This is a genomic window from Paraglaciecola sp. G1-13, from assembly GCF_055809255.1.
Genome location: NZ_CM147903.1, coordinates 3,159,460 through 3,182,273, shown reverse-complemented (window position 1 = coordinate 3,182,273; position 22,814 = coordinate 3,159,460). Strand labels below are relative to the sequence as shown.

General features: G+C 43.0%; 18 protein-coding genes. 16 read left to right on the top strand and 2 right to left on the bottom strand.

Going from position 1 to position 22,814, the window contains the following annotated elements:
* Positions 1-13: 13 nt before the first annotated feature.
* Both AC0L6N_RS13505 and AC0L6N_RS13500 read right to left on the bottom strand, forming a co-directional pair.
* The gene (locus AC0L6N_RS13505; RefSeq protein WP_473475186.1) at positions 14-1,693 is read right to left on the bottom strand and encodes an asparagine synthase-related protein; all 1,680 of its coding nucleotides are present in this window, start codon (positions 1,691-1,693) and stop codon (positions 14-16) included.
* An 11-nt stretch (positions 1,694-1,704) separates the two neighbouring features.
* Positions 1,705-5,208, bottom strand: a complete 3,504-nt coding sequence (locus AC0L6N_RS13500) for a 6-hydroxymethylpterin diphosphokinase MptE-like protein (protein ID WP_473475184.1) — start codon at positions 5,206-5,208, stop codon at positions 1,705-1,707.
* Positions 5,209-5,609: 401 nt separating this feature from the next.
* Between AC0L6N_RS13500 and AC0L6N_RS13495 the strand changes: the two genes are divergently transcribed.
* The 16 genes from AC0L6N_RS13495 to fliP all read left to right on the top strand — a co-directional run bounded on the left by AC0L6N_RS13495 (position 5,610) and on the right by fliP (position 22,812).
* Positions 5,610-6,413: a flagellin N-terminal helical domain-containing protein gene (locus tag AC0L6N_RS13495; protein ID WP_473475182.1), complete on the top strand. Its 804-nt coding sequence runs from the start codon at positions 5,610-5,612 to the stop codon at positions 6,411-6,413.
* Between the two features lie 252 nt (positions 6,414-6,665).
* Positions 6,666-8,099 carry a sigma-54 dependent transcriptional regulator gene (locus AC0L6N_RS13490; protein ID WP_011575797.1) on the top strand — a complete coding sequence of 478 codons (1,434 nt, stop codon included), beginning with the start codon at positions 6,666-6,668 and terminating at the stop codon, positions 8,097-8,099.
* Positions 8,100-8,253: 154 nt separating this feature from the next.
* Positions 8,254-9,450, top strand: a complete 1,197-nt coding sequence (locus AC0L6N_RS13485; RefSeq protein WP_473475180.1) for a sensor histidine kinase — start codon at positions 8,254-8,256, stop codon at positions 9,448-9,450.
* A gap of 4 nt (positions 9,451-9,454) precedes the next feature.
* Complete coding sequence (locus tag AC0L6N_RS13480) at positions 9,455-10,798, top strand: sigma-54-dependent transcriptional regulator (protein ID WP_011575795.1); 1,344 nt, start codon at positions 9,455-9,457, stop codon at positions 10,796-10,798.
* Between the two features lie 326 nt (positions 10,799-11,124).
* The gene (gene fliE, locus AC0L6N_RS13475) at positions 11,125-11,466 is read left to right on the top strand and encodes a flagellar hook-basal body complex protein FliE (RefSeq protein ID WP_011575794.1); all 342 of its coding nucleotides are present in this window, start codon (positions 11,125-11,127) and stop codon (positions 11,464-11,466) included.
* Between the two features lie 10 nt (positions 11,467-11,476).
* Entirely contained in the window at positions 11,477-13,183 is a 1,707-nt protein-coding gene (gene fliF / locus AC0L6N_RS13470; RefSeq protein ID WP_473475177.1) for a flagellar basal-body MS-ring/collar protein FliF, read from the top strand.
* A 43-nt stretch (positions 13,184-13,226) separates the two neighbouring features.
* Positions 13,227-14,282: a flagellar motor switch protein FliG gene (fliG, locus tag AC0L6N_RS13465; protein WP_011575792.1), complete on the top strand. Its 1,056-nt coding sequence runs from the start codon at positions 13,227-13,229 to the stop codon at positions 14,280-14,282.
* 27 nt (positions 14,283-14,309) lie between these two features.
* Positions 14,310-15,110: a flagellar assembly protein FliH gene (fliH, locus tag AC0L6N_RS13460; protein ID WP_473475175.1), complete on the top strand. Its 801-nt coding sequence runs from the start codon at positions 14,310-14,312 to the stop codon at positions 15,108-15,110.
* Between the two features lie 6 nt (positions 15,111-15,116).
* The gene (fliI, locus tag AC0L6N_RS13455) at positions 15,117-16,451 is read left to right on the top strand and encodes a flagellar protein export ATPase FliI (protein ID WP_473475173.1); all 1,335 of its coding nucleotides are present in this window, start codon (positions 15,117-15,119) and stop codon (positions 16,449-16,451) included.
* An 84-nt stretch (positions 16,452-16,535) separates the two neighbouring features.
* Positions 16,536-16,976 carry a flagellar export protein FliJ gene (gene fliJ, locus AC0L6N_RS13450; RefSeq protein ID WP_473475171.1) on the top strand — a complete coding sequence of 147 codons (441 nt, stop codon included), beginning with the start codon at positions 16,536-16,538 and terminating at the stop codon, positions 16,974-16,976.
* A 357-nt stretch (positions 16,977-17,333) separates the two neighbouring features.
* Positions 17,334-19,505: a flagellar hook-length control protein FliK gene (locus tag AC0L6N_RS13445; protein WP_473475169.1), complete on the top strand. Its 2,172-nt coding sequence runs from the start codon at positions 17,334-17,336 to the stop codon at positions 19,503-19,505.
* A gap of 78 nt (positions 19,506-19,583) precedes the next feature.
* Positions 19,584-20,111 (top strand): flagellar basal body-associated protein FliL, encoded by a 528-nt coding sequence (gene fliL, locus AC0L6N_RS13440; RefSeq protein ID WP_473475167.1) that lies wholly within the window; start codon positions 19,584-19,586, stop codon positions 20,109-20,111.
* An 18-nt stretch (positions 20,112-20,129) separates the two neighbouring features.
* On the top strand, positions 20,130-21,188 hold the full coding sequence (gene fliM / locus AC0L6N_RS13435) for a flagellar motor switch protein FliM (protein WP_006993716.1): 1,059 nt from the start codon (positions 20,130-20,132) through the stop codon (positions 21,186-21,188).
* A 20-nt stretch (positions 21,189-21,208) separates the two neighbouring features.
* Positions 21,209-21,604, top strand: a complete 396-nt coding sequence (fliN, locus tag AC0L6N_RS13430) for a flagellar motor switch protein FliN (protein WP_473475165.1) — start codon at positions 21,209-21,211, stop codon at positions 21,602-21,604.
* Positions 21,564-22,064, top strand: a complete 501-nt coding sequence (gene fliO, locus AC0L6N_RS13425) for a flagellar biosynthetic protein FliO (protein WP_473475163.1) — start codon at positions 21,564-21,566, stop codon at positions 22,062-22,064. The genes fliN and fliO overlap by 41 nt, the downstream gene beginning before the upstream one ends.
* The gene (fliP, locus tag AC0L6N_RS13420; RefSeq protein ID WP_011575785.1) at positions 22,057-22,812 is read left to right on the top strand and encodes a flagellar type III secretion system pore protein FliP; all 756 of its coding nucleotides are present in this window, start codon (positions 22,057-22,059) and stop codon (positions 22,810-22,812) included. The genes fliO and fliP overlap by 8 nt, the downstream gene beginning before the upstream one ends.
* Positions 22,813-22,814: the final 2 nt, after the last annotated feature.

Below are 22,814 nucleotides of genomic sequence, written 5' to 3'. Positions count from 1 at the left end.
TATTTTCTTTTAGTTAGCTTTGAAAAATGGATGTTCTTTGGAGGTAATATTCGAGAGTAACGAACCTGAAGATATTTTCTACATGGTTAACTTTAAAGGAAGCTAAGTGTGGATTTAGGTATTGGGAGATAGGATCAATATTTGTAAATTTACTATATCTTGAACTTTCATAATGCAGCATATTAGTAATCTTACGAAGGACTTCTTCGTCTCTTATTCCTTTTGCGTAATTAATGTATCCGCGGCTTATTTTTGGGTATGATAGTAAATTTGATTCTTTACCTAGTAATGTTTTCCGTGTTTTTTGCCATGGTATACTTTCAAAAAAATCAGGGAAAAACTTAATCAACATATCAGCGTATAATTTATTATCTTTTCTATAATCATCGGGTAAAGAGTATACAAATTCAATTAGATTATTATCGAAAAACGGTTTTCTCTGAGTTATTTTATGAAGGCTATTAACACTGCCCATATTAGTAAAGCGCCTGACTCTATTCATTAAAAGGTGAGGTTCACATTTATCTATCGCATAAAAGTCTGAATCAAAATCTACTCTATCGGTTTGATTTTTGTAAAACTGTTTTAAGTCACTATTATTCGCTTGCTTATCTAGAGGTAGATGATTTAACCAGCCGCCACCACATACAACATCTCCAGCATAACCATTTAAGTTAAACGTGATTTTATTCGATACCTCTTCTAGAAATTCAATTCCGTGCATATGCATCATGCTTAGCATACCATCAGTTCGCCAAATAGAATTAAAACGAGATTCAAACCAGTTAGATTCAGAAAAGTTATATATTGTATGCTTCCACTTTGTTTTCTTTGCTACGATTTTAGCTATCTCTATATCGTCACAACCTTCTATTCCAAAGGTGTAGAGTTCTCCAATATAGTCGGGATACAAGGTGTTTACAGCAGCAATGATCGCTCTACTATCCAATCCCCCACTCAATGATACTCCCATTTTTTCATCCGGGCTAAATCGTTTTTTTACAGAGGCTAAAAATAGCGTCCCAAGTTGTTCAACAGCGCTATCAAAAGAAACATTTTGTAATTTAATTTCAGACCACTTCCAATAAGTGGTTTGTTCTAAATTACTTGATTTTAGATCATATGTAATAATTGTTGAAGGTGGGACTAGCTCGATATTTTTAAGTAGCGTCTCATTTTCAACTAAATAACCTAGTTCGAGAAAAGAATTTATAGCGTCTTCGTTTAAAGTGTAATCTGTTCTAGGTAGGGCAAGTAATCCTTTTACTTCAGCACTCCAAGCTAACTTATTATCCGCAGAGCAATAATACAATAAACTCATGCCGTACCTATCAGATATCAGGTGAACTTTTTTATTAATACTGTCATAAATTATCGCATGGAAGTAACCATCAATTTTACTCAATATATCTTTTAGTTTTTGATTGATGTATGACTCGTAAAGTAACTCCTCGAAAGTATTTTCAATATAATTATATTTTTCACCTTGTATTGATATGAAAATTCCATTTTTATTAAAGGTTTTTTTGTGGTTTTTAGTTGACTTTAAATGTATATGAGACATTTGTATTGAAGAGTCGTTAACTATATCGTCAATTATTAGGTCGTTTGAGTCAACTATTAAAGCAGTAGACATTAAATGAATGTTATCTTCATTTGATTCACTTTTTGTATATCCATAAATGCCTGGCATATTAATTCCTTTTAATTTTCGATTTCAGCCGGTGTATGTCTATATTCGCTCAACTTCTCTTTCGTCGTAAGAGTAAGTAATAAATGTTTCATCCGTATGTTTCCTAGCACCAATCTCCCCCTTGTTTTTACTTGTTCAGATATTAATTCAATTTTTTCTTTTCTATAGATAGAAATGAAATGAACAAAGTCTAAGGCAATATAATCGCCTGGTATTGTATATAAAACATCCTCATTGAATTTTGTTTTATCACAACCTAATAATTTAGGGATAATAAATGACGGTGAAGATAAGCTTAAACAACATCTTATTAGTAAAAAAGTTGTTGATACTAAGTTGTTCACTACAGATTCATCATTTATATTGGGTTTAGCAAGTAGCATCTCATTATTAAAAGGATTTTTCCGAACATCATTAGATGACGTTAGGCTAATAGTGTTTATGAGGCCTTTTTTACTTGAATTTTTCGAATTCTCTTCATAAATGACATAGTCGAAATCTTTCGTTTTGTATTCCTTGATTGGACTTTTAGTAAAGTAAATATTATTTATAAATGGAAAATGAACTTTTAAATTCCATTTGATGCTATTTTCAAAATTAGGATCTTTAGTAACGATTAATATTGACCTGCCGAATCCCACTTCTTCTAAGTATTTAGATTCTCTCTTCCAAACATTGAAGCCTGATGTATCAAAATATTTTGTATTTTGAGAGAAACACAAAAACTCTTTTAAATTCCTGAGTAAATTAGCCCATTTGGATGTGGCAGTAATGCAAAGTTCAACACTTTTAAATCTCTCTGAATGTTGAAGTGAAAGTTTTGTAAAAATCGCATTGGCATAATTTACCGTCCCATACATATAGTAAAACAGCAGAGAGTGGCCCGTCTGATAAGAATCAAACAGTAACTCTTTTTGAGCATTAATCAGCTTAGTTATATCGTCAGGTGTTGATAAGTGTTCCTCAACCAATTCTTGCAGTTGCTGCACTTCTTCAAGCATTAATTCATGTGAGAATTGCTTTTCATATTTTTCGATAAAGTGGGTACTGTGCTTGGTTGAGAAAACCTTTTTATGCAGTTTTTCCAAAGCATGGTCACGCTCATCATTGCTCGCCATGATGAGTAGATTATCGATCTCAAGTGGGGTTGTTCCTTTGATTCTCGCTCCGTCGCTACAATTGTAGAAGGTTTGTTCTTTTGGCTTTCGGTAAGTGACTTGCTCGATGATCTGCCGTGATACTTTAAACTCATGTTTAGTATTTACCTTAGGCCTAAAATTACCTGGTACAACAAGTGAGGTGATATTAGCGGTCGAGTAGTCGTAGGTTTCTTTACCATCTTCTTGGTAATAGCCAGAAGACTTCGAGTGATGATGGTTTACATCAACAAAACCTAAATCTACACCCATTAAATAAATATGGTTGAAGCCCAGTACACTAATAATGTTAGTTACAAAATTACTAACAGTAGGGAAGGATTGCTTAAGTACTTCGAAGTGCTGCTTTCCTAGTACACTTAATGCAGAAACTGTTGATGATTCCCCTTCTTTGAAAGCGATCAAAACATCTTTGTATAACTCGCATGTGTCTGGGTGAATCCCATTGCAGGAAATAAGCGTTATTTCTTTTAAATAGTCTAAATCACCTATCAACACCGGCCAATCGAAGGTGCTGCGGTTTTGCTCAATTTCGGCGTGGAAGTCTGGCGTGATGCCATTCTTATAAAGCGCCTGGAGGGCGGTACCACAGCTAATGACGATAGCTTGGTCACGCCATTCTTTGATTGCCTCAATCGACATATCTAACGAGGGCCCATTACCTACTATAAAAACCGGGACTTCCTTATCTTCATAACTTAGGAATTGCGATGGGGTATTCATGAGTACTGGATAATCGCGCCGGAACCCTTCTTTCATGTGCTCGATGCCGTAATAGGCATGATCGAAGTATTCTCCCATGGAGATAACCACCTGAAGCTGCTCCCTGAGCTGGGCAATGGCGCTATTGAGTGAAGCGTTATAGTAGCTTTGGTAAAAATAGGTATTATTTAAAATATAGGGACCAATCGAGTGGAATTGGTTTAGCAGGTCATTGAATAAGTGAGTGCCATCATCACCTACATTTAGATATATGCGTGCATCACTGGCTTCTACTTTTTCAAAGATGGCTTGCCAATCTATGGCGAACAAAGACGCGTAAAAAAAATCAGGATTTGGCTCGCAAACAAACAGTTTTTCCACCGTGTGTTCTTCCAGCAATTTTTCTAATTGGTAACCAATACCCAGCCCGAACATGATAATAGAAGCTATTGTCTCGGGTAATTCACCCACTTCTTCTTCTGCTTCTTTTAAAAGATCTTGAGTCTCGTTTACAAACTGATAGTGGATATAGTGCGCGAGTTTAGTGCCTTTATAACCAAGCACTAAACCATCTTTATTCGGTTGCTCGTTAAAATTCTCAAAATTTAAAATGCAGTCTTGCTTAGGTGAGTTACCGTACCAGGTATACAACCCCTCAGACTTTAGTACGTTAACCTCTTCAGACTGGTTTTTAATTGGCAACCAAATCTTGGGTTTGTAGTCTTTATATTGCTGATAAATATTTGGGAAGTATTTTTTAAATGCGCCTAGGTTCTGTTTGAATAACGCGCTCTGGGGTGACACTTGGCGGTGCGTATTTAAGTCTAGTTTAGGCGTCCAGAATGGTACGTATTCTAAATGACTTTTCTCGCGCGCGATGGTAAAGCCATTATTGCTAATTTCTTCCCAGCTACGCGTGCAGATATCCTGATGAATCGAATCGAACACCTGCTGATTATAGTGCTTATAAACATAAAAACGGGTTAAGGAAATGTGTTCCCTAAGTTCGTTTATATCCGACAGTAAGTCTCTGCCATCTTTCTCTATTTGAATGAACAGTGAAGTCCCTTTTGCTTTGGCTAAAGCAAAAATATCAGCCCAAGGCGTCGCCATTGTTGAGCATTGAAAGTACTGCACTTCAGGTTCATAAATAATGAGGTTTTTAATCGTTCGCGCTTCAAGTAATTGCTTTATGTGCAAACCGAGGCCACAGCCCAGTACCACTAAACATTCCACTTCATCTGGCATAGGACCCATGGCTTGCTCGGTCTTAAAGCTTTCCAGTTGGGTAAAATCTAATGGGTCTGTGAGCGTATCAGTATGCTTTGATTGTATTTTTGTTTTGTGAAACTCAACACTAGGGCAATGTTCAAGTGACTGCGCTACCTGCTGATTTATTTCTTCTTGAGGGTGAAAACCATAAAATGTTCTGCCTATTCCATAATCAACGATATTGGTCTCGCCCCACTTATTAATAAATAAAGATAGGTTTGAAAGCTTAGAATCTTTGATCAAGGGAAGAAGTGAAGGAATATTGCGCTGAAATGCATTAAAGCTATTGCTGCGTGTTTCAACAATGCTTTTAGCTAGAGCATCATCCAATGCGGCTTGTTTTTCTTCATCTTTCTCTAAGTGCAGGCGAATATTTTTTAACATGGTTCACTTATAGTCACGGTTGTTATGATTATCAGTAGCGACGGTTCAATTACTCAGTACTAAGCGTTTCAACCCATAGCGCTGGGATACTCGTCGAAACGTCATTGACACAAGGTCAATGGCAAAATCTGCAATAACTGGGCCGTTTTACTGCTAATTATTTGACACAAAGTCTACATAAGCATTTGATGAAAATACAGAAATCTAGAGCCGCATCATCAAACGCTACATTTTCACGCCAGAATTGGACTAACAAATAGACTTAATTGCACCTAAGTATTGCTCCCAATAGAGAGGTATCGTAAAACATACTTTTTCGCTGCTTACTTTTTAACCCATATTTTGCTAATCTTAATTCAGGTTTTAAGAAGTTGTAGAGGTACAATTTCTAGGAGAAAAATATGATTAATCTAAATACAGAGTCTAATTCATCTTTGTTGCAACAAGTTCAGCAAAGACAGGAGTCGATCTTTGAGAAGCTAGCTTCTGGAAAAAAGATCAACAGTGCCGCAGATGGAGCCGCTGCTCAGCAGATTATTGACAGGTTGACCTCTCAGGTTGAAGGCAACCGTCAGTCGGTAACTAACGCTTATGATGGCGTGTCGTTAACGCAAGTCGCAGAGAGTGGCTTATCTGGTATTAATGATGATGTAAGCCGAATTCGTGAATTGTCGGTACAGGCCGGTAATGGGATTTTGAGCGACTCAGATCGCCAAGCCATTCAAGCTGAAGTGTCTCAGTTACAAGAGAATATATCCCAAACGATTGAGCAAACTGAATTCGGCGGCAAGTCACTACTAAGTGATGCCGGCAATATTGATTTTCAAATTGGTGCCAATGCGGGGCAGAAAATCGGTGTGGCTACTCAAGATGTTGCCGCAAGTTTAACTGATGTGCTAAATGTAGACCTAAGCACAGCGCAAGGTGCCGAAGAAGCATTAGCGGTTGCAGATGAAGCGGCCGAGTTTGTTGGCGCCGCTAGAGCCGATTTGGGGGCTACGCAAAACCAATTTGAGAGTGCAGCGCGTAACTTAACTCAGTCAAATGTGAATGTTGCTGCAGCCCGCAGTCGTATTCAAGACACAGACTACGCGCAAGCAACGGCGGATAGCGCTGCAGCCAATATACTTGGCCAAGCGAGCATCTCTGTGCAGGCTCAAGCAAATCAACAGCAAGGACAAGTACTTAGTTTATTAAATGGTTAATAAACAAGCTGCGATAAACTAAAGGCCATTCAGGCCTTTTTTTATGCTGTTTTTTTGTGCGTTTTGAATCATGTTCCACCTAGCTTTTAGTCATAGATGATTTTTTTAACTCTTTGTTATACTTGGGATTTATTTTTAATTTTTATAACCTTTAAATTTAGCCCTCATTCCTCTATTGCTAATCACCAATGAATGGTTAAAATTAAAACCAGAAGTAAAACAGTTAATTAACACGAAAATATTGAGGGCTGCATGAGTAATATTCTGATTATCAGTGGGCGACCCACGCTCGGGCATAATCTGAACACCATATTGACCTTTCTCGGTGAAAGCAGTACTGCTATCGCATTCGAGCAAGCTGTCAGTACTCTCAAATCTCATCCTGTTTTTGATGCTGTATTGATTGATGCTCTGAATATTGATTTAGCGGGTGAGCTGTGTGATAAATTTCCCCAGCAACCTTTTATTCTAGTTGATAGTAAAGATCCAAATTTTAAGTCCGGTGCCAACCGAGTAGGCACCGTTGATGGGGCAGTGACTTACCCGTTACTGACGCAAATGTTACATCGATGCCAAGAGCATCGTCGGATGCAACCCAACCGCAACACCACACCGCAAAATAAAACAAAACTGTTTCGCAGTTTAGTGGGCAAAAGCAATCAAATTCAAAGTGTAAGGCACCTTATTGAGCAAGTCGCGCCGACTGACGCAAACGTACTTATTCTCGGTGAATCAGGAACCGGCAAGGAAGTCATTGCTCGTAACGTACATTATTTGTCGAAGCGTGGTACAAGCCCTTTCATTCCAGTTAATTGTGGGGCCATACCTGGCGAGTTGCTTGAAAGTGAACTGTTCGGTCATGAGAAAGGAGCATTTACGGGCGCCGTGAGTTCTCGCAAAGGCCGTTTTGAATTGGCCGAAGGCGGCACCCTATTTTTAGATGAAATCGGCGACATGCCTTTGCAAATGCAAGTGAAATTGTTACGTGTGCTGCAAGAACGCACTTATGAACGGGTAGGGGGAATGAAGCCTATTCGCTGTGACGTTCGGGTCGTTGCTGCAACACACAGAAATCTCGAAGAAATGATTGAGCAAGGGCGCTTTCGAGAGGATTTATATTATCGCTTGAACGTTTTTCCTATCGATAGCCCGGCACTGCGCGAGCGGCACGAAGATATTCCTCTTCTTTTACAGGAACTCGTTTCACGCATGGAGCGAGAAAACGCTCAGATCAAATTTACCGAAAATGCGATGAAATCGCTCATGGAGCATAGTTGGGCAGGTAACGTTAGAGAGCTATCTAACCTTGTTGAGCGCCTGATGATTTTATACCCCAACCAATTAATTGATGTCGGGGATTTACCACATAAATACCAGCATTTAGATGCTGATGATTATGAGCCTGACTACCCAGAAGAATTACTCGAGCGCGAAGCGCTTAACGCCTTGTTTTCAGCTGACGCAGAAAGTGACAGTGACGAAAACTACGACGAGAGCAATAATTCTACTGAATTACCTCCAGAGGGGATTAACCTCAAAGAGTATATTTCAGAGATGGAAGTCAGCTTAATCTCCCAAGCATTGGAGCAGCAGGACTGGGTCGTTGCTCGCTCAGCCGAAGTGCTAGGAATGCGCCGTACCACCTTAGTAGAAAAGATGCGGAAATACGATATTAGCAAAGCCTAGCTTCTCTTTTCGAATATTCGCAAACCCTCCTTCGACAAAAAAATGACACATTTTTTTCAGTAACTAATTGATATTTCACTATTATTTTATTGGCATAGGATGTGCTTACCTTACAGCTGTATTCAATCTGTCTAAGTTTTGACGTGAGGAACATATGGCATTAAGTAATTTACAGACCCAAAACACGACTCAGGCACCTTCTTCAAAAGGGGCTGTTATATCGTTCTCAAATTCTGTTGATGTAAATAGCACTTCCTCGCTTGGTCCAATTGACACCACGCAAGACATTCAGGCTCTGCGTCAACAAGCCACTAGGTTGGAACACTTATTACAAGTCATGCCTGCAGGTGTGGTAGTTATTGATGGTAAAGGCCATGTGAAGCAGGCCAATCATTTAGCTAAATCACTGTTGGGTGAGCCGTTGGAAGGGCAAGTGTGGCGTAATATCATCAAGCGCTCTTTTAAACCTCAAGCTGACGATGGGCATGAAGTGTCCTTGTTTGACGGTCGCAAAGTAAAATTGTCTATCACTCCCTTGGTAAACGAACCAGGTCAGCTCATTGTATTGACGGATTTGACCGAAACGCGCCAACTTCAACAGCGCATCGGCCACCTGCAAAAATTGTCTTCTTTAGGCAAAATGGTCGCCTCATTGGCTCATCAAATTCGCACGCCGTTATCTGCAGCTATGTTATATGCCGCTAACTTATCTAGCGGAGATTTGGCAAAGGAGTCTCGCCAGCGTTTCAGTGATAAATTGCTCTCTCGTTTACGTGATTTAGAAGGCCAAGTAAACGACATGCTACTGTTCGCCAAAAGTGGCAATGAACAAGTACTCGTGGATATCTCTCTTGAGGACATGATGCGTGAAGTGAAAGCTGGCAGTGAAGCCATGCTCAATAGGAGTGGCGGTATCTTAGATATCATATTACCCGAGCCAAATATTCATTTTATCGGCAACAAGACTGCTTTAAGCGGTGCGTTGCAAAACTTAATTCACAACGCGCTGATTGCCAAACCAAACGGTGCTCGCATTGTTTTTAGCGCTCAAAGAGATGACCTAAAGCCTGATTGCATGCGCTTAACAGTGACTGACAACGGCCCCGGTATCCCCAAAGACAAGATTGATCATATATTTGAACCGTTTTTTACCACTCGCAGCCAAGGTACAGGGCTGGGGTTAGCTGTCGTTAAAACCGTCGTGCAGTCTCATCAGGGCGAAGTCAGTGTTTCAAACTTAGCCTCTGGTGGCGCATGTTTTACTATCGTGCTGCCCATATTAACGCGAACCGCAGATGACGGCTTATCCGCTGGAGCAACAAACATTCACGCCCAACAGGCGAGGAGTTAATTTTATGTCTAAAACAACGATCCTTATTGTCGAAGATGATGCAGGTTTGCGTGAAGCTTTAGTCGACACGCTATTACTTGGCGGATATAACGTATTAGCTGCAGACTGCGCAGAGCGCGGTATGATGATGATGAATGAAGAAGCTATCGATCTGGTCGTGAGCGACATTCAAATGGGCGAAATGAGTGGATTATCGCTATTACGCAGCTTAAAAAACAAATATCCAAATGTTCCTGTGCTATTGATGACAGCCTATGCCACCATCGACGATGCAGTGACGGCTATGCGCGATGGCGCAACGGATTACTTATCAAAGCCCTTCGCGCCAGAAGTATTGCTGAATCTAGTAGGGCGTTATGCGCCTGCTCAAAAAGTTCTCTCATACGACCCCATTGTTGCTGACCCAAGTAGTGTCAAGTTACTGCAACTCGCCCAACGAGTCGCGCAATCTGATGCAACCGTTATGGTGCTTGGGCCAAGTGGTTCAGGCAAAGAGGTGTTAGCCCGGTACATTCACGATCAGTCTTCTCGGGCGGATCAGCCATTTGTGGCAATAAATTGCGCCGCTATTCCTGAAAATATGCTTGAAGCAACGTTGTTTGGTTACGATAAAGGTGCCTTTACTGGCGCTATTCAGGCGTGCCCAGGCAAGTTCGAACAAGCCCAAGGTGGCACCATTTTGCTTGATGAAATAAGTGAGATGGATTTAGGTTTGCAAGCTAAATTACTGCGCGTACTCCAAGAAAAAGAAGTAGAGCGCCTCGGTAGCCGTAAAATGATCCCACTGGATGTGCGTGTCGTGGCTACTAGTAACCGGAATATTCGCCAAACGGTGGACGAGGGTTTATTCCGTGAAGATTTGTATTATCGTCTTAACGTATTTCCGCTAACGTGGGCGCCCCTTGATAAACGCCCAGGGGACATAGTGCCATTAGCGGAGCATTTAGTGGCTCGTCATCGTAGTAAACAAGGTGCGAGCGCCCTCGGCTTTTCTTCTTCAGCGCGCAGTAAAATGTTACAGCATAGCTGGCCTGGCAACGTACGAGAATTAGAAAATGTTGTGCAGCGAGCGCTCATTTTATGCGATGGCGAAAAAATCGAAGCTGATGATCTTATGCTTGAATCGATTGAAAGTGAGTTAAACAATAACCACGAACAAATTATTGAAGAAGATGAAAGTAAATTAGGTTCGGAGCTTCGTCAGCAAGAGCATCAAATTATCTTGGACACCTTACAGTCTTGCCAAGGACGCAGGAAAGACGTAGCAGAACGATTGGGGATTAGCCCACGCACACTGCGTTATAAATTAGCTAAAATGCGCGAAGTAGGTATTGAGTTACCAGCCTAAACCGTTTTACAAATAATCAAAATGTAAGTGTTGGCACTGCACTACGGCTAACGTAATACCACCATTGACCGCCTAAACGATAGGCGGTTTTTTTACCCCTAAAGTAGACTTCTCATTCTTTTACTCCCGTTTACCGGTTCGTTACGATTGTTACTCACATAAATCAGTAAACTTTAGTTTTATGTCAATAAACCGTCATGTTTTCATATCGTGCTAAAATCAATGTAAAGCCTTGAAATACATGGTTTATTTTTATTGGCACTAACTTTGCTTTTAACTGGTTGAGACTGAATACCGTCATCTCATCAATTCGCCAGGAGCACATCATGGATATCAAGGCACAATCTCTTTATCAAGACATGCAAAGCATGGCTTTGCAAAGCAAAGCAGGATTAGGTGAAATCAATCCTGCCAGCTTGAATGGTATCCAGGTCAATCCATCAGGGGAAAACTTTGCCGATATGCTTGGCCAAGCGATTGAGTCAGTCAACTCTATGCAGTTAGACGCTAAAAGCCAAGCAGAGCGCTTTGAAATGGGAGATAAAAGTCTCAGTTTAGCGGATGTCATGGTAGCGAAAGAAAAGTCTAGTATAGCGTTTGAGGCCACTATTCAAGTACGTAACAAAGTACTCGAAGCCTACAAAACCATTATGAACATGCCGGTTTAGGAGCTAACTCGTGGCAGAAGCAACAGGTACAGAATTGGCAATGAGCAATGCCGGCGCGGATCCATATTCAAGTGGTTCAGAAGCAGAGCAAAAATCTGGTTTTATGGATTCACTTGGCTCCACCGACATGGTTCGTCAACTGACACTCGTTGTGGCTTTAGTCATATGTGTGGCGATAGCGGTATTTATTATGATTTGGGCACAGGAGCCTGATTATCGTCCGCTAGCGAAGATGCAAACCCAAGAGTTGATTGAAGCGTTAGATTATTTTGACCAGAACCAAGTGGATTACCGCCTTGAAGGTAATACTGTTTATGTCAGCGCTGATCAATATCAAAATATTAAGTTAGGTATGGCTCGCCAAGGCCTAAGCCAAGGCGTGTCTGAAGGCACCGACATCATCATGCAAGATATGGGATTCGGTGTGAGCCAACGTGTTGAAAAGGTACGTTTAAAGCATGCGCGTGAACAACAATTAGCGCGCACATTGGAAGAAATGAGCGCGGTAACGCGTGCGAAAGTATTACTGGCTTTGCCGAAAGAGAATGTATTTGCCCGCCGTGAGAAAAAAGCCAGCGCTACCGTCGTCGTAACCTCAAGACGCGGTGCGATAATGGGCAATGAAGAGGTGAGCTCTATCGTGGACATTGTTGCATCTGCGGTGCAGGGCTTAGAGCCTGAGCGTGTCACAGTAACCGACAGCAATGGGCGGCTTCTCAATTCAGGTTCACAAGACAGTGAAGCGGCGAGAAGTAAAAAAGAGTTTGAAATGGAGCGTAAGCGCGAGACTGAGTACTTGCAGAAAATTGATTCTATTTTGATCCCCGTTCTTGGTCTGGGTAACTATACCGCTCAAGCTGATGTGACCATGGACTTTACCGCTGTTGAGCAAACCAAACGCAGTTACAATCCTGACTTACCTGCTGTGCGCAGTGAAATGACAGTAGAAGACAACAGTGTTGGCGGCATGTTAGGTGGTATACCTGGTGCCTTGACCAATCAACCTCCGCTCGATTCGAATATCCCCGAAGAAGCTAGCGCAAGTAACACACAAACAACAGTACCAGGGCGTAATCACAAAGAAGAAACGAGAAATTACGAGCTAGATACCACCATCAGCCACACTAAGCAGCAAACTGGCGTCATTCGTCGCTTGAGTGTATCGGTAGCCCTTGATCATGTGTCGACAGTAGGTGAAGACGGCACAAGTACACTTGTTCCTCGTTCGCAGGCTGAATTACTTGATATCCGCCGTTTGTTACAAGGGGGCATAGGTTTTGATGTTACCCGCGGTGATTCACTGGAAGTTGTGAGCATTCCTTTTAGCCGGGAAGGTGAGGTCGCGTTAGAAGAACTGCCCATTTGGGAAGACCCTAAATTTATGCCTATCCTGAAGTTAGTGATTGGCGGTTTGGTAATAATCGTGTTGCTTTTGGCCGTGGTTCGTCCGATGCTACGTAAACTTATTTACCCTGAAGAGACCACCTCAAAAGATGAGTTCGATGCAGATGAGGGGTTAGACTTAGGTGATGAAACCATCAGTATGTTGTCGCAAGAGTTTGATGACTCACAGGTTGGTTTTGCCGCTGACGGTAGCTTTATGTTACCTGATTTGCACAAAGACGAAGATGTACTGAAGGCTGTTCGCGCATTGGTGGCTAACGAGCCAGAGTTGTCTTCGCAAGTGGTTAAAAACTGGTTGTTACAAGACGAATAATCTAAGCAGCGCGTATCTAAGTTACGAGTAAGAGATAAACATCATGCCAGATGAAAATACAGCACCAGCAACAACCGGAACTGCAGAAAGCGGTTATGACGTTGGAAAATTAGAAGGCGTTGAAAAAGCAGCTATCTTACTGCTCAGTTTGACGGAAGAAGATGCGGCCCAAATTCTTAAGCATCTTGAGCCCAAGCAGGTACAAAGGTTAGGTCAAGCGATGGCGCAAATTGATGATATGACTCAGCCCAAAATCACAGCTGTACATAAACACTTCATTGATGAAATTCAAAAATACAGCACCATCGGCTTCCAAAGCCAAGACTTTGTAAAACGCGCTTTGACCTCTGCCCTTGGTGAAGACAAAGCGGCGAACCTTATCGATCAAATTTTGATGGGGACCGGTGCCAAAGGCCTTGATTCTCTCAAGTGGATGGATTCAAAACAGGTTGCCAGTATTATTCGCAATGAGCACCCACAAATTCAAACGATTGTTATGTCTTATTTGGATGCTGAACAATCAGCTGAAATTCTTGCCCAATTCCCAGAGAAAGTGCGCTTAGATTTAATGATGCGCGTAGCCAATCTAGAAGAAGTCCAGCCTGCAGCGTTACAAGAATTAAACGAAATCATGGAGAAGCAGTTTGCTGGACAAGCGGGCACCCAGGCGGCAAAAATGGGCGGCTTGAAATCTGCAGCGGATATCATGAATTACCTTGATACCAACATTGAAGGCCAGTTGATGGATGCAATCCGTGAACAAGACGAAGAAATGAGTCAGCAAATTCAAGATCTTATGTTTGTATTCGACAACTTAGCAGAAGTAGACGACCGAGCCATTCAAGCTATCTTGCGTGAGGTTCAGCAAGACGCTCTACTCAAAGCGATTAAAGGGGCAGATGATGCCCTCAAAACTAAAATTACCGCCAACATGTCTAAGCGAGCCGCAGACATGTTGCTTGATGATTTAGAAGCCCTGGGTCCAGTGCGTTTAAGTGAAGTCGAAGCAGCGCAAAAAGAAATATTATCTGTGGCTCGTCGCTTAGCCGATGCGGGTGAAATTATGCTTGGAGGCGGAGGCGGTGATGAATTCTTATAAGACGCTAGCTAACAGCAAAGACATGCAATGAACGATTACGATGGTGAGCAAGACAAACACATTAGCGCTTGGGATTTGCCTTTCGTTGAAGATGAGCGTAAGGCAGTTGAAACCACGACTAATGCGTTAAATCGACGTTCGAACTGGAAATACGAACCCCCTGAAAATCAAGTAGAAGAAGAGGAGGAGTTCGCGCCCCCTACCGCTCAAGAAATCGAATCCATTCGAGAGGCTGCTCAAAGTGAAGGGTTTGAAGAAGGCAAAAAAGAGGGCTTAGAAAAGGGTCATCAAGAAGGGGTTGAACAAGGCAAAGAACAAGGCTTGGCGCAGGGACTTGAAGAAGGTAAAGCCCAAGGATTAGCCGAGGCTCAAGAAAGTGTTAATCAACAATTAGAGAGCTGGCGCAGCCTGTTAGACACCTTGCACAACCCGGTTGCGTTGGTAGAAGAAACACTGCAGAAAGAACTTGTTTCGTTGGCCGTATCCCTAGCGAAATCAGTGATTAGGGCCGAAATTAAAACTAACTCAGATATTATTTTTAATGCGATTAGTGAAGGGCTAAAAGCGCTACCGATCAATGAGCGCCAGTATCAAATTCACCTTCATCCAGATGATTTAGTGTTGGTGACTGAGCACTTTAGTGAGCAAGAAATTGAGAAACACGGATGGCAGTTAATTGAAGCGCCCAATTTATCTCAAGGTGGCTGCGACATCGTGACACAAAGCAATGCGGTAGATGTAAGCATAGAGCGTCGCGTTAAAGACGTGCTCGACAAGTTTCTGCTAGAGCAGGGCTTAGATACTATTAATGCTAGCGAAGACGAGTAGTTAGCTATGCCTCTGGATATCTTAGGGAATATTAAAGCACTGCAGCAACAAGTCCCTCAAGCTCCGGTCGTTGCAGCAGGCAAGTTGGTGCGTGGTATCGGGTTAACCCTCGAAGCGGTTGGGTGTCAAATGCCAGTGGGGAGCCAATGTTTAATACAAACTGTAGACGGTGAAATAGAAGCTGAAGTAGTGGGGTTTGCCGAACACATTACCTATTTAATGCCCACTCAAGCAGTGAAAGGCATAGTACCAGGCTCACGCGTTCAACCCCTTAATCGCGAACAAGGATTACCTGTTGGCATGTCGCTATTAGGCAGAGTGGTTGATGGAAACGGCCAACCTTTGGACGGTTTAGGTGCCATTAAAGCTGAGAAACGTGTGCCATTAACGCGCCCACCTATGAATCCCTTATCTAGGAAACCTATCAGAGAGCCTCTGGACGTAGGCGTGCGCGCCATAAATAGTATGATCACGGTTGGCAGTGGTCAGCGTATGGGCTTGTTTGCCGGCAGTGGCGTGGGTAAGAGCGTATTATTGGGTATGATGACCCGAGGAACAAGCGCCGACGTGGTTGTTGTTGGTTTGGTCGGTGAACGGGGCCGAGAAGTAAAAGAATTTATTCAAGATATACTAGGCGATGAAGAGCGCCAAAAATCCGTTGTGGTTGCTGCGCCAGCTGATACCTCGCCCCTGATGCGCTTAAAAGGGTGTGAAACCGCGGTGACTATCGCGGAGTATTTTCGCGACAAAGGTATGAATGTGTTGTTGCTAGTGGACTCACTGACGCGTTACGCCATGGCGCAGCGAGAAATAGCCCTTGCTGTTGGTGAGCCGCCAGCGACTAAAGGGTATCCGCCGTCAGTATTTGCACGTTTACCCGCATTAGTGGAACGTGCAGGAAATGGCGGTGAACACCAAGGTTCGATTACTGCGTTTTATACCGTGTTGACCGAAGGAGATGATTTACAAGATCCTATCGCCGATTCAGCTAGGGCTATTTTGGATGGGCATATTGTGCTTTCTCGTCAATTAGCTGACTCTGGGCACTACCCTGCTATAGATATCGAAGCCTCCATAAGTCGAGTGATGCCCATGGTCGTAAGCCCTGAACATGTTCAAGTGGCGCGGCGTATTCGCCAAGTCTACTCAACTTATCAGCAAAATCGTGACCTCATCAGTATTGGTGCTTATACCAGGGGTAACGATCCGCGCATTGATTTGTCCATTAAGGCTGAGCCTGCGATCAATGCTTTTTTACAACAAGGCATGCAGCAAATCTTACCCTTTGATGAGAGTGTAGAAACGATGGTTAAGTTGGGTACCGGGTTGGGGCCAGTATAATGCCTGTTTATTTAAAGAATATAAGTTGCTTAGCATTGATGACTTTTTTAATAAGGTTTTCCCCATATAGTCACGGAGCTCGAAATGCCGGTAAGTAAGCAATTGCAAATGGTCGCTGATTGGGAGCGACGAAAAGAACAAAAGATGGCGACCGATTATCAGTTGGCGCAGCAAAATGTGGTTGATAATCAAAACAAACTTAGTGGACTTGAGCAATATCGGGTAAATTATTTGAAAGAAGGGATCCGAAAAGGTCAGCTAGGGTTAGCCGCCAAAAATTACGGGCAGCACCAGTCATTTGTCGGCAAAATTGACGCGGCCTGTGAACAACAAACAAAACAAGTCAGTAATGCGCTGGTGGTGGCTGAGCAGCGTAAAACACAGTGGCTTGCCCAGCAAAGAAAGCGAAAAGCAGTCGAGATGCTACTGGATAAACAGGCCCTTAAGATACAACAAAAACAGGATCGAGCAGAGCAACAGATGCTTGACGAGCTCGCGTTACAAAAATTCATCCGTAGCAAATAATTGTATCTAAGCGACCATTAACGTCGCATTTCATTCGCATGTCTATCATTTCAGTTCGTTGCCTATACTAACCCCAGCAAATAATTAATCAGTCAGCAATTATTTACTGGAATAGGTATTACCTACCACCTAGCACCTACCAGCGTACGAAAATATCTCAGCATCTTTATGATTAGCGAAGTGCCTAGAGTTACTTTGGAATGAAGATTGCTGTGTCCCTTAGCAAGTACACAAAACAATGCATACTTAAGACGTGAAAATTGCCACATTTACTATTCAGTAATGCAGAATCATATTTTAAGGTATTGTTTTTAATAAAGTAAATTGTTATTCGTTTTTGAGTGTAGAGGATTTTAGATGCTGCAACATATTGCCACCGCAAAATCAGACGTTGCCGCTTATGCGGTTGATGTGAGTGACGAAAGCCTACCCAAGCTGCAAAACGCGGATGAATTTGCCTATATGCTGGCCAAGGAAAATAAGACTCAGCATTCGCCCAAAGAAACTACGCAACCGAAACTAAGCTCAGAGCCAAAAACCACGGCGAAAGATAAGCTGGCACCGGAAAAACATCTGGGCACTAAAGAAGAGTACTCTCACAAGAACCCTCCCGACAGTGCTAACACTGGCAAAGTGAGTGACAATAAAGAGACAAGAAAATCTGACTCGCCAGTCGATACCGCACCTGATGAAACTGGGTTAACGGCAAATGATAAACAGCAAATTGATACCTCAAAGGGCAATACTGAAAATTCACGAATCACGACGGGTAGCAAAAATGAAGCAGATGCTAATCACTGGCTTTCAATTATTGAACAACTTGCACTCAATAGTGAAGACGCTATTAGCGGCAAAGGGCAAGACAGCGCTCTTGCCAGTGCAAGCGGGACTGACGTTCCTGTCAACACGTTAAATGATAATAAACTGGCTGATAGCGCGAACGGCGACGAGGAAGCATTGCTTCTGGCTTTGTTAAATCACATTTTCGGAGAAAAGACTCAGGCGAATGCAGATAAGGCATTAGTACCTGGGCACGAAGTGGCTGATGAAGGAACAGAGCTCACCATTGATGATGACGTCGGTAAAATGATGGCGCTACTTCAGAATAACCCAGAATTGCTTAAAGAATTAGAATCACTGATTGTGGGTCAACAACAAGTAGATGGCAGCTCACGTTTATACGATTTAGGCACCTTCGACGCTAAAGGCGAAGGCGCGCTAGATAGTGACTCACTAAAAAATGAACTTGCTGCGCTGGATTTGGCACAAAAGCAATTACTCCAGCAAGATAAAGTCATAAGCGATGAAGCGCTAGCAGGTATTGCAGAAGCTGTGGTTAGCTTGATGAGCGTTACAACGCCAGCTAAGGGTGATGCCCTAAATAGCGTTCCAGAGACTGCGAACGCTGTGGCTGTCAGCACAGCTGATTTGCTTGAAGGCGCAGCATTAAGCGAGCAAAGTACTGGTCAAACCGAACCCTTGGCCTTAGAAAGTGACTTAACCCAGCAACAACTAGCAATGTTAGACAGTGCGCCTGAATTGAAAAAGCTATTACAGTTACCACCCGAGAAGCTTGAAAGTGCATTAGCGCTACTTGCCAAAGAATTACAAAAGGGAGGAACCGCTAGCACTGCAGGGGACGCAACAAGTAATGCCATGTTAAAAGGGGCGCTGCAAGCAGACGCCGAATTAAGCTCAACTGCTAATGTAAATTTGAACACCCTTATTAATAAAGTTGACGCTGATGGCAACCCCAGCGGCACGGCTGACTTTGTCGCTGCCCTTAAAACCGGTTTAGATGAAGTAAAAGCGCAGCTCGAAAAAGGGCGAGAGCCTGGCATCGATCTAAAAGCCTTGGTGAATGACGCCATAAAAGCGTCACCAGAGTTGGCAAGCAATATGCTTTCTAATAAGCAAGAACAGGTAGAATTGGCGACGCGCTCTGTGTCTCAAATATTGGACGTGGCGCAATTGATGAGCACCGCACTCGAGCAAGCCTCGCATCAGCAAACGGCAAATGCGACTTATCGAGAGCTAGGTATTAACATGGTCGAACACAACAAAGCCAATCAATTGCAGCAAGGACAATTCGACAAAGCCTTGAATTTGGCCAAACCAGAGGCCCATCAGCAATTGGCTGAAAAAGTACGCTTCATGGTGAATGCCAATCAGTTGGTTGCCGATATTCGCCTTGACCCAGCTGAATTGGGCTCGATGCATGTAAAAGTGTCAGTCAGCGGTGAATCAGCGAACGTGAGCTTTGTGGTGCAATCGATACATGCGAAAGAGGCGATTGATAACGCCGCGCCGAGATTAAAAGAGATGCTTGCAGAAAAAGGCATTGAGTTAGGTCAATCATCGGTTGAACAAGAATCCCAAGAACAAGAACAGCAAACGGCCGGTGGCGGCTCAGGTGATGCACCGGGACGCAGTTCAGAGCAGGGGAGTGCCGATGGTGAGGTGCCTGAGGGGATATTACAACAACCTATTGTCAATGGCTCTTTAGGGGGTATTGATTACTTTGTTTGACACTTAGGTATGGCTTATAGATTGCGATTTTCTGAGTAAGAACGATAATACCAGCAAAATATTATACAGGGTGTCGGCATGGCTGAAGAAGAATTACAAATGGAAGAGGGTGGCAAGAAAAGCAAACTCATGATGATTATCATCATAGTGGTTGTTTTACTGCTAGGTGGTGGTGGCGCAGCGTATTTTTTGCTTGGTGGTGAAGACGAGGTCGTTACAATGGAAGGTGAAGAGCAAGCCCAAATGGAGGGGGATGGTGGTGAAACGTCAGAGGCTGTAAAAACGGGAACCGCACTTTATGTGGCTATTCCTAATCCGATTACGTTTAACGTGCCAGGCGCAAATAGAGACCGTTTAGTCGAAATTAAAGTGCAGCTTATGGTTCGCGGCAGCAGTGCTGAAGAGCAAGTGAAAATGCACATACCGTCGATTCAAGGGGCATTGAACAGAGCATTTAGCCAAGCGAATGCTGATGATTTAATCACAGAAGCGGGCAAAGCTGCCATACGTGATAACGCTTTAAAGGAAGTTCAGAAAACCTTGAAAGACGTGTCAGGTAATGAATTGGTAGAGCAAGTATTGTTTACCGGTTTTGTGATGCAATAAGCAAAAGCGAGAAAGAGATTGAGCGACTTATTATCCCAAGATGAAATCGATGCGCTACTTCACGGAGTAGACGAAGTCGAAGAAGATGACGTAGAAGAAGTACAGGGCGATGGCACTGCGCTGGAGTATGACTTTTCTTCGCAAGATCGGATCGTCCGGGGAAGAATGCCGACACTGGAAATCGTCAACGAGCGATTTGCCAGACACATGCGGGTCAGCCTATTTAATATGATGCGCCGTTCGGCAGAAGTGTCTATTAATGGGATCCAAATGATTAAGTTTGGCGAGTATATCCACACCTTGTTTGTACCTACTAGTTTGAATATGGTTCGCTTCCGTCCACTTAAAGGCACTGGGCTAATCACCATGGAAGCGCGTTTAGTGTTTATTTTGGTAGATAACTTCTTCGGTGGTGATGGGCGCTATCATGCAAAAATCGAAGGCCGAGAGTTCACGCCGACAGAGCGACGTATCATTCAGATGCTGCTTAAACTGATTTTTGAGGATTATAAAGAGGCGTGGGCCCCCGTGATGGACGTGTCTTTCGAATATTTGGACTCAGAAGTTAACCCAGCGATGGCCAATATTGTTAGTCCCACGGAAGTGGTGGTAATCAGCTCTTTTCATATTGAACTCGATGGTGGTGGGGGGGACTTTCATGTGTCATTGCCCTACTCAATGTTAGAGCCAATTCGAGAACTTCTCGATGCAGGTGTGCAAAGTGATAAGGAAGACACTGACCTGCGTTGGAGCAAAGCACTACGTGATGAAATTATGGACGTGAAAGTCGAGCTTTCTACTCACATGATGGATTTGACGCTTAGCTTACAAAAGATCATGGACATGAAAGCCGGTGATATTATTCCTATCGACATGCCCGAGCACATCACTGTGATGATAGAAGAATTACCCACATTCAGAGCGAAGCTGGGCCGTTCACGAGACAACCTAGCACTTAAGATTACCGATAAAATTCCGCGACCTACGTCTGTCAAATCGGAATTACAATTATTAACCAAAGGCGGCCGCAGAATCGATAGCGACGCCGAGTTACAAACCCTTGAAGATGATTTGTAACCAATCAAGAGGCAAAGATTATGAGTGAAGAAGAAGGTTTAGATGATTGGGCAGCTGCCATGGCTGAACAAGCAGATGAAGAAAGCAAAGACGGTAACGCAACTGTTGCCGAATATGACGAGCTTGAAGAAGACAAAGATATATCCCCAGCGGAAAAGCGCAAGTTAGATACGATTTTGGATATTCCTGTGACTATTTCTATGGAAGTAGGACGTAGCCATATCAGTATTCGCAATTTATTGCAGTTGAACCAAGGTTCTGTCGTTGAGTTAGACCGTGTCGCAGGTGAGCCACTTGATGTGTTAGTAAATGGCACGTTGATTGCTCATGGTGAGGTAGTAGTCGTCAACGATAAATTTGGTATTCGCTTAACTGATGTTATTAGTCAACTGGAAAGAATCAAAAAGCTTCGCTAAACAAACCTCTTTTAAAACAAGGGTTTGGTTTGTACTGAGCCCTCTGTTTTTAGCTTCAAATACAGCATTTGCTGAAGCTAAAACCCTCTCTGATACCTCATCCATAGTGTCAATTTTTCTATCCCTACTGCTGGTGATCGCTGTAGTTTTCATGTTGGCGTTCATAATGCGACGGTTTAACGTCACTGGCGGCAGCACGGGGCAGTTAAAAGTGATAGCTTCTTTAGCGGCAGGCACTAAAGAGCGCGTGCTCGTCATAGAAGTGGGCGAAGAACAGCACCTCATTGGTGTGACGGCGCAGAATATTAATCACTTAGCAAAACTCGACACGCCTATTTCAAATGACAAATCGCCTGTTGGTGACAATTTCAAAGATAAACTGAATATGTTTATGGCTGGTAAGTTACAGCCTAACGCCAACACTGGCAGCAAAAAAAGTGCGGGAGTCCACGATGAATAAGATTTTTTTACTGCTATTGGCGACGGGACTATTAATGGTTCCTAGTTGGGTTCTTGCCGAGCCCGGTATCCCCGCGCTGACCATGACTGAAAACGCGGATGGCTCGCAAGATTACACCATGACATTGCAAGTTGTGGCGATCATGACTGCGCTGAGCTTGTTGCCTGCATTTATTATGATGATGACGTCTTTCACTCGTATCATCATTGTACTCTCTATTTTGCGTCAAGCGATTGGTTTGCAACAATCTCCTTCCAACCAAATATTGATAGGCGTGAGCTTATTCCTGTCTATGTTTATCATGGCGCCAGTGTTTGAAAAAATTAATGAAACAGCGCTACAGCCATACTTAAGTGAACAAATCACCTCGATACAAGCTTACGAACTAGCCAAAGAGCCATTGCGGGGTTTTATGCTGGCACAGACGAGAATAAAAGATTTAGAAACATTTGTGGAAATAGGCGGCTATGAAGACCAGTTTCAAGAGCCAGCCGATGTGCCAATGAATGTGTTGATACCCGCTTTTGTCACTAGCGAATTGAAAACCGCGTTTCAAATCGGTTTTATGTTGTTCATCCCATTCCTTATTTTGGACTTGGTGGTAGCGTCAATCCTCATGGCTATGGGGATGATGATGTTATCGCCTATGATCGTTTCGCTGCCCTTCAAACTAATGTTGTTCGTGCTGGTGGATGGTTGGAACCTTATTTTTGGCACCCTAGCAAACAGCTTTGGAATGGGGACTTAGTC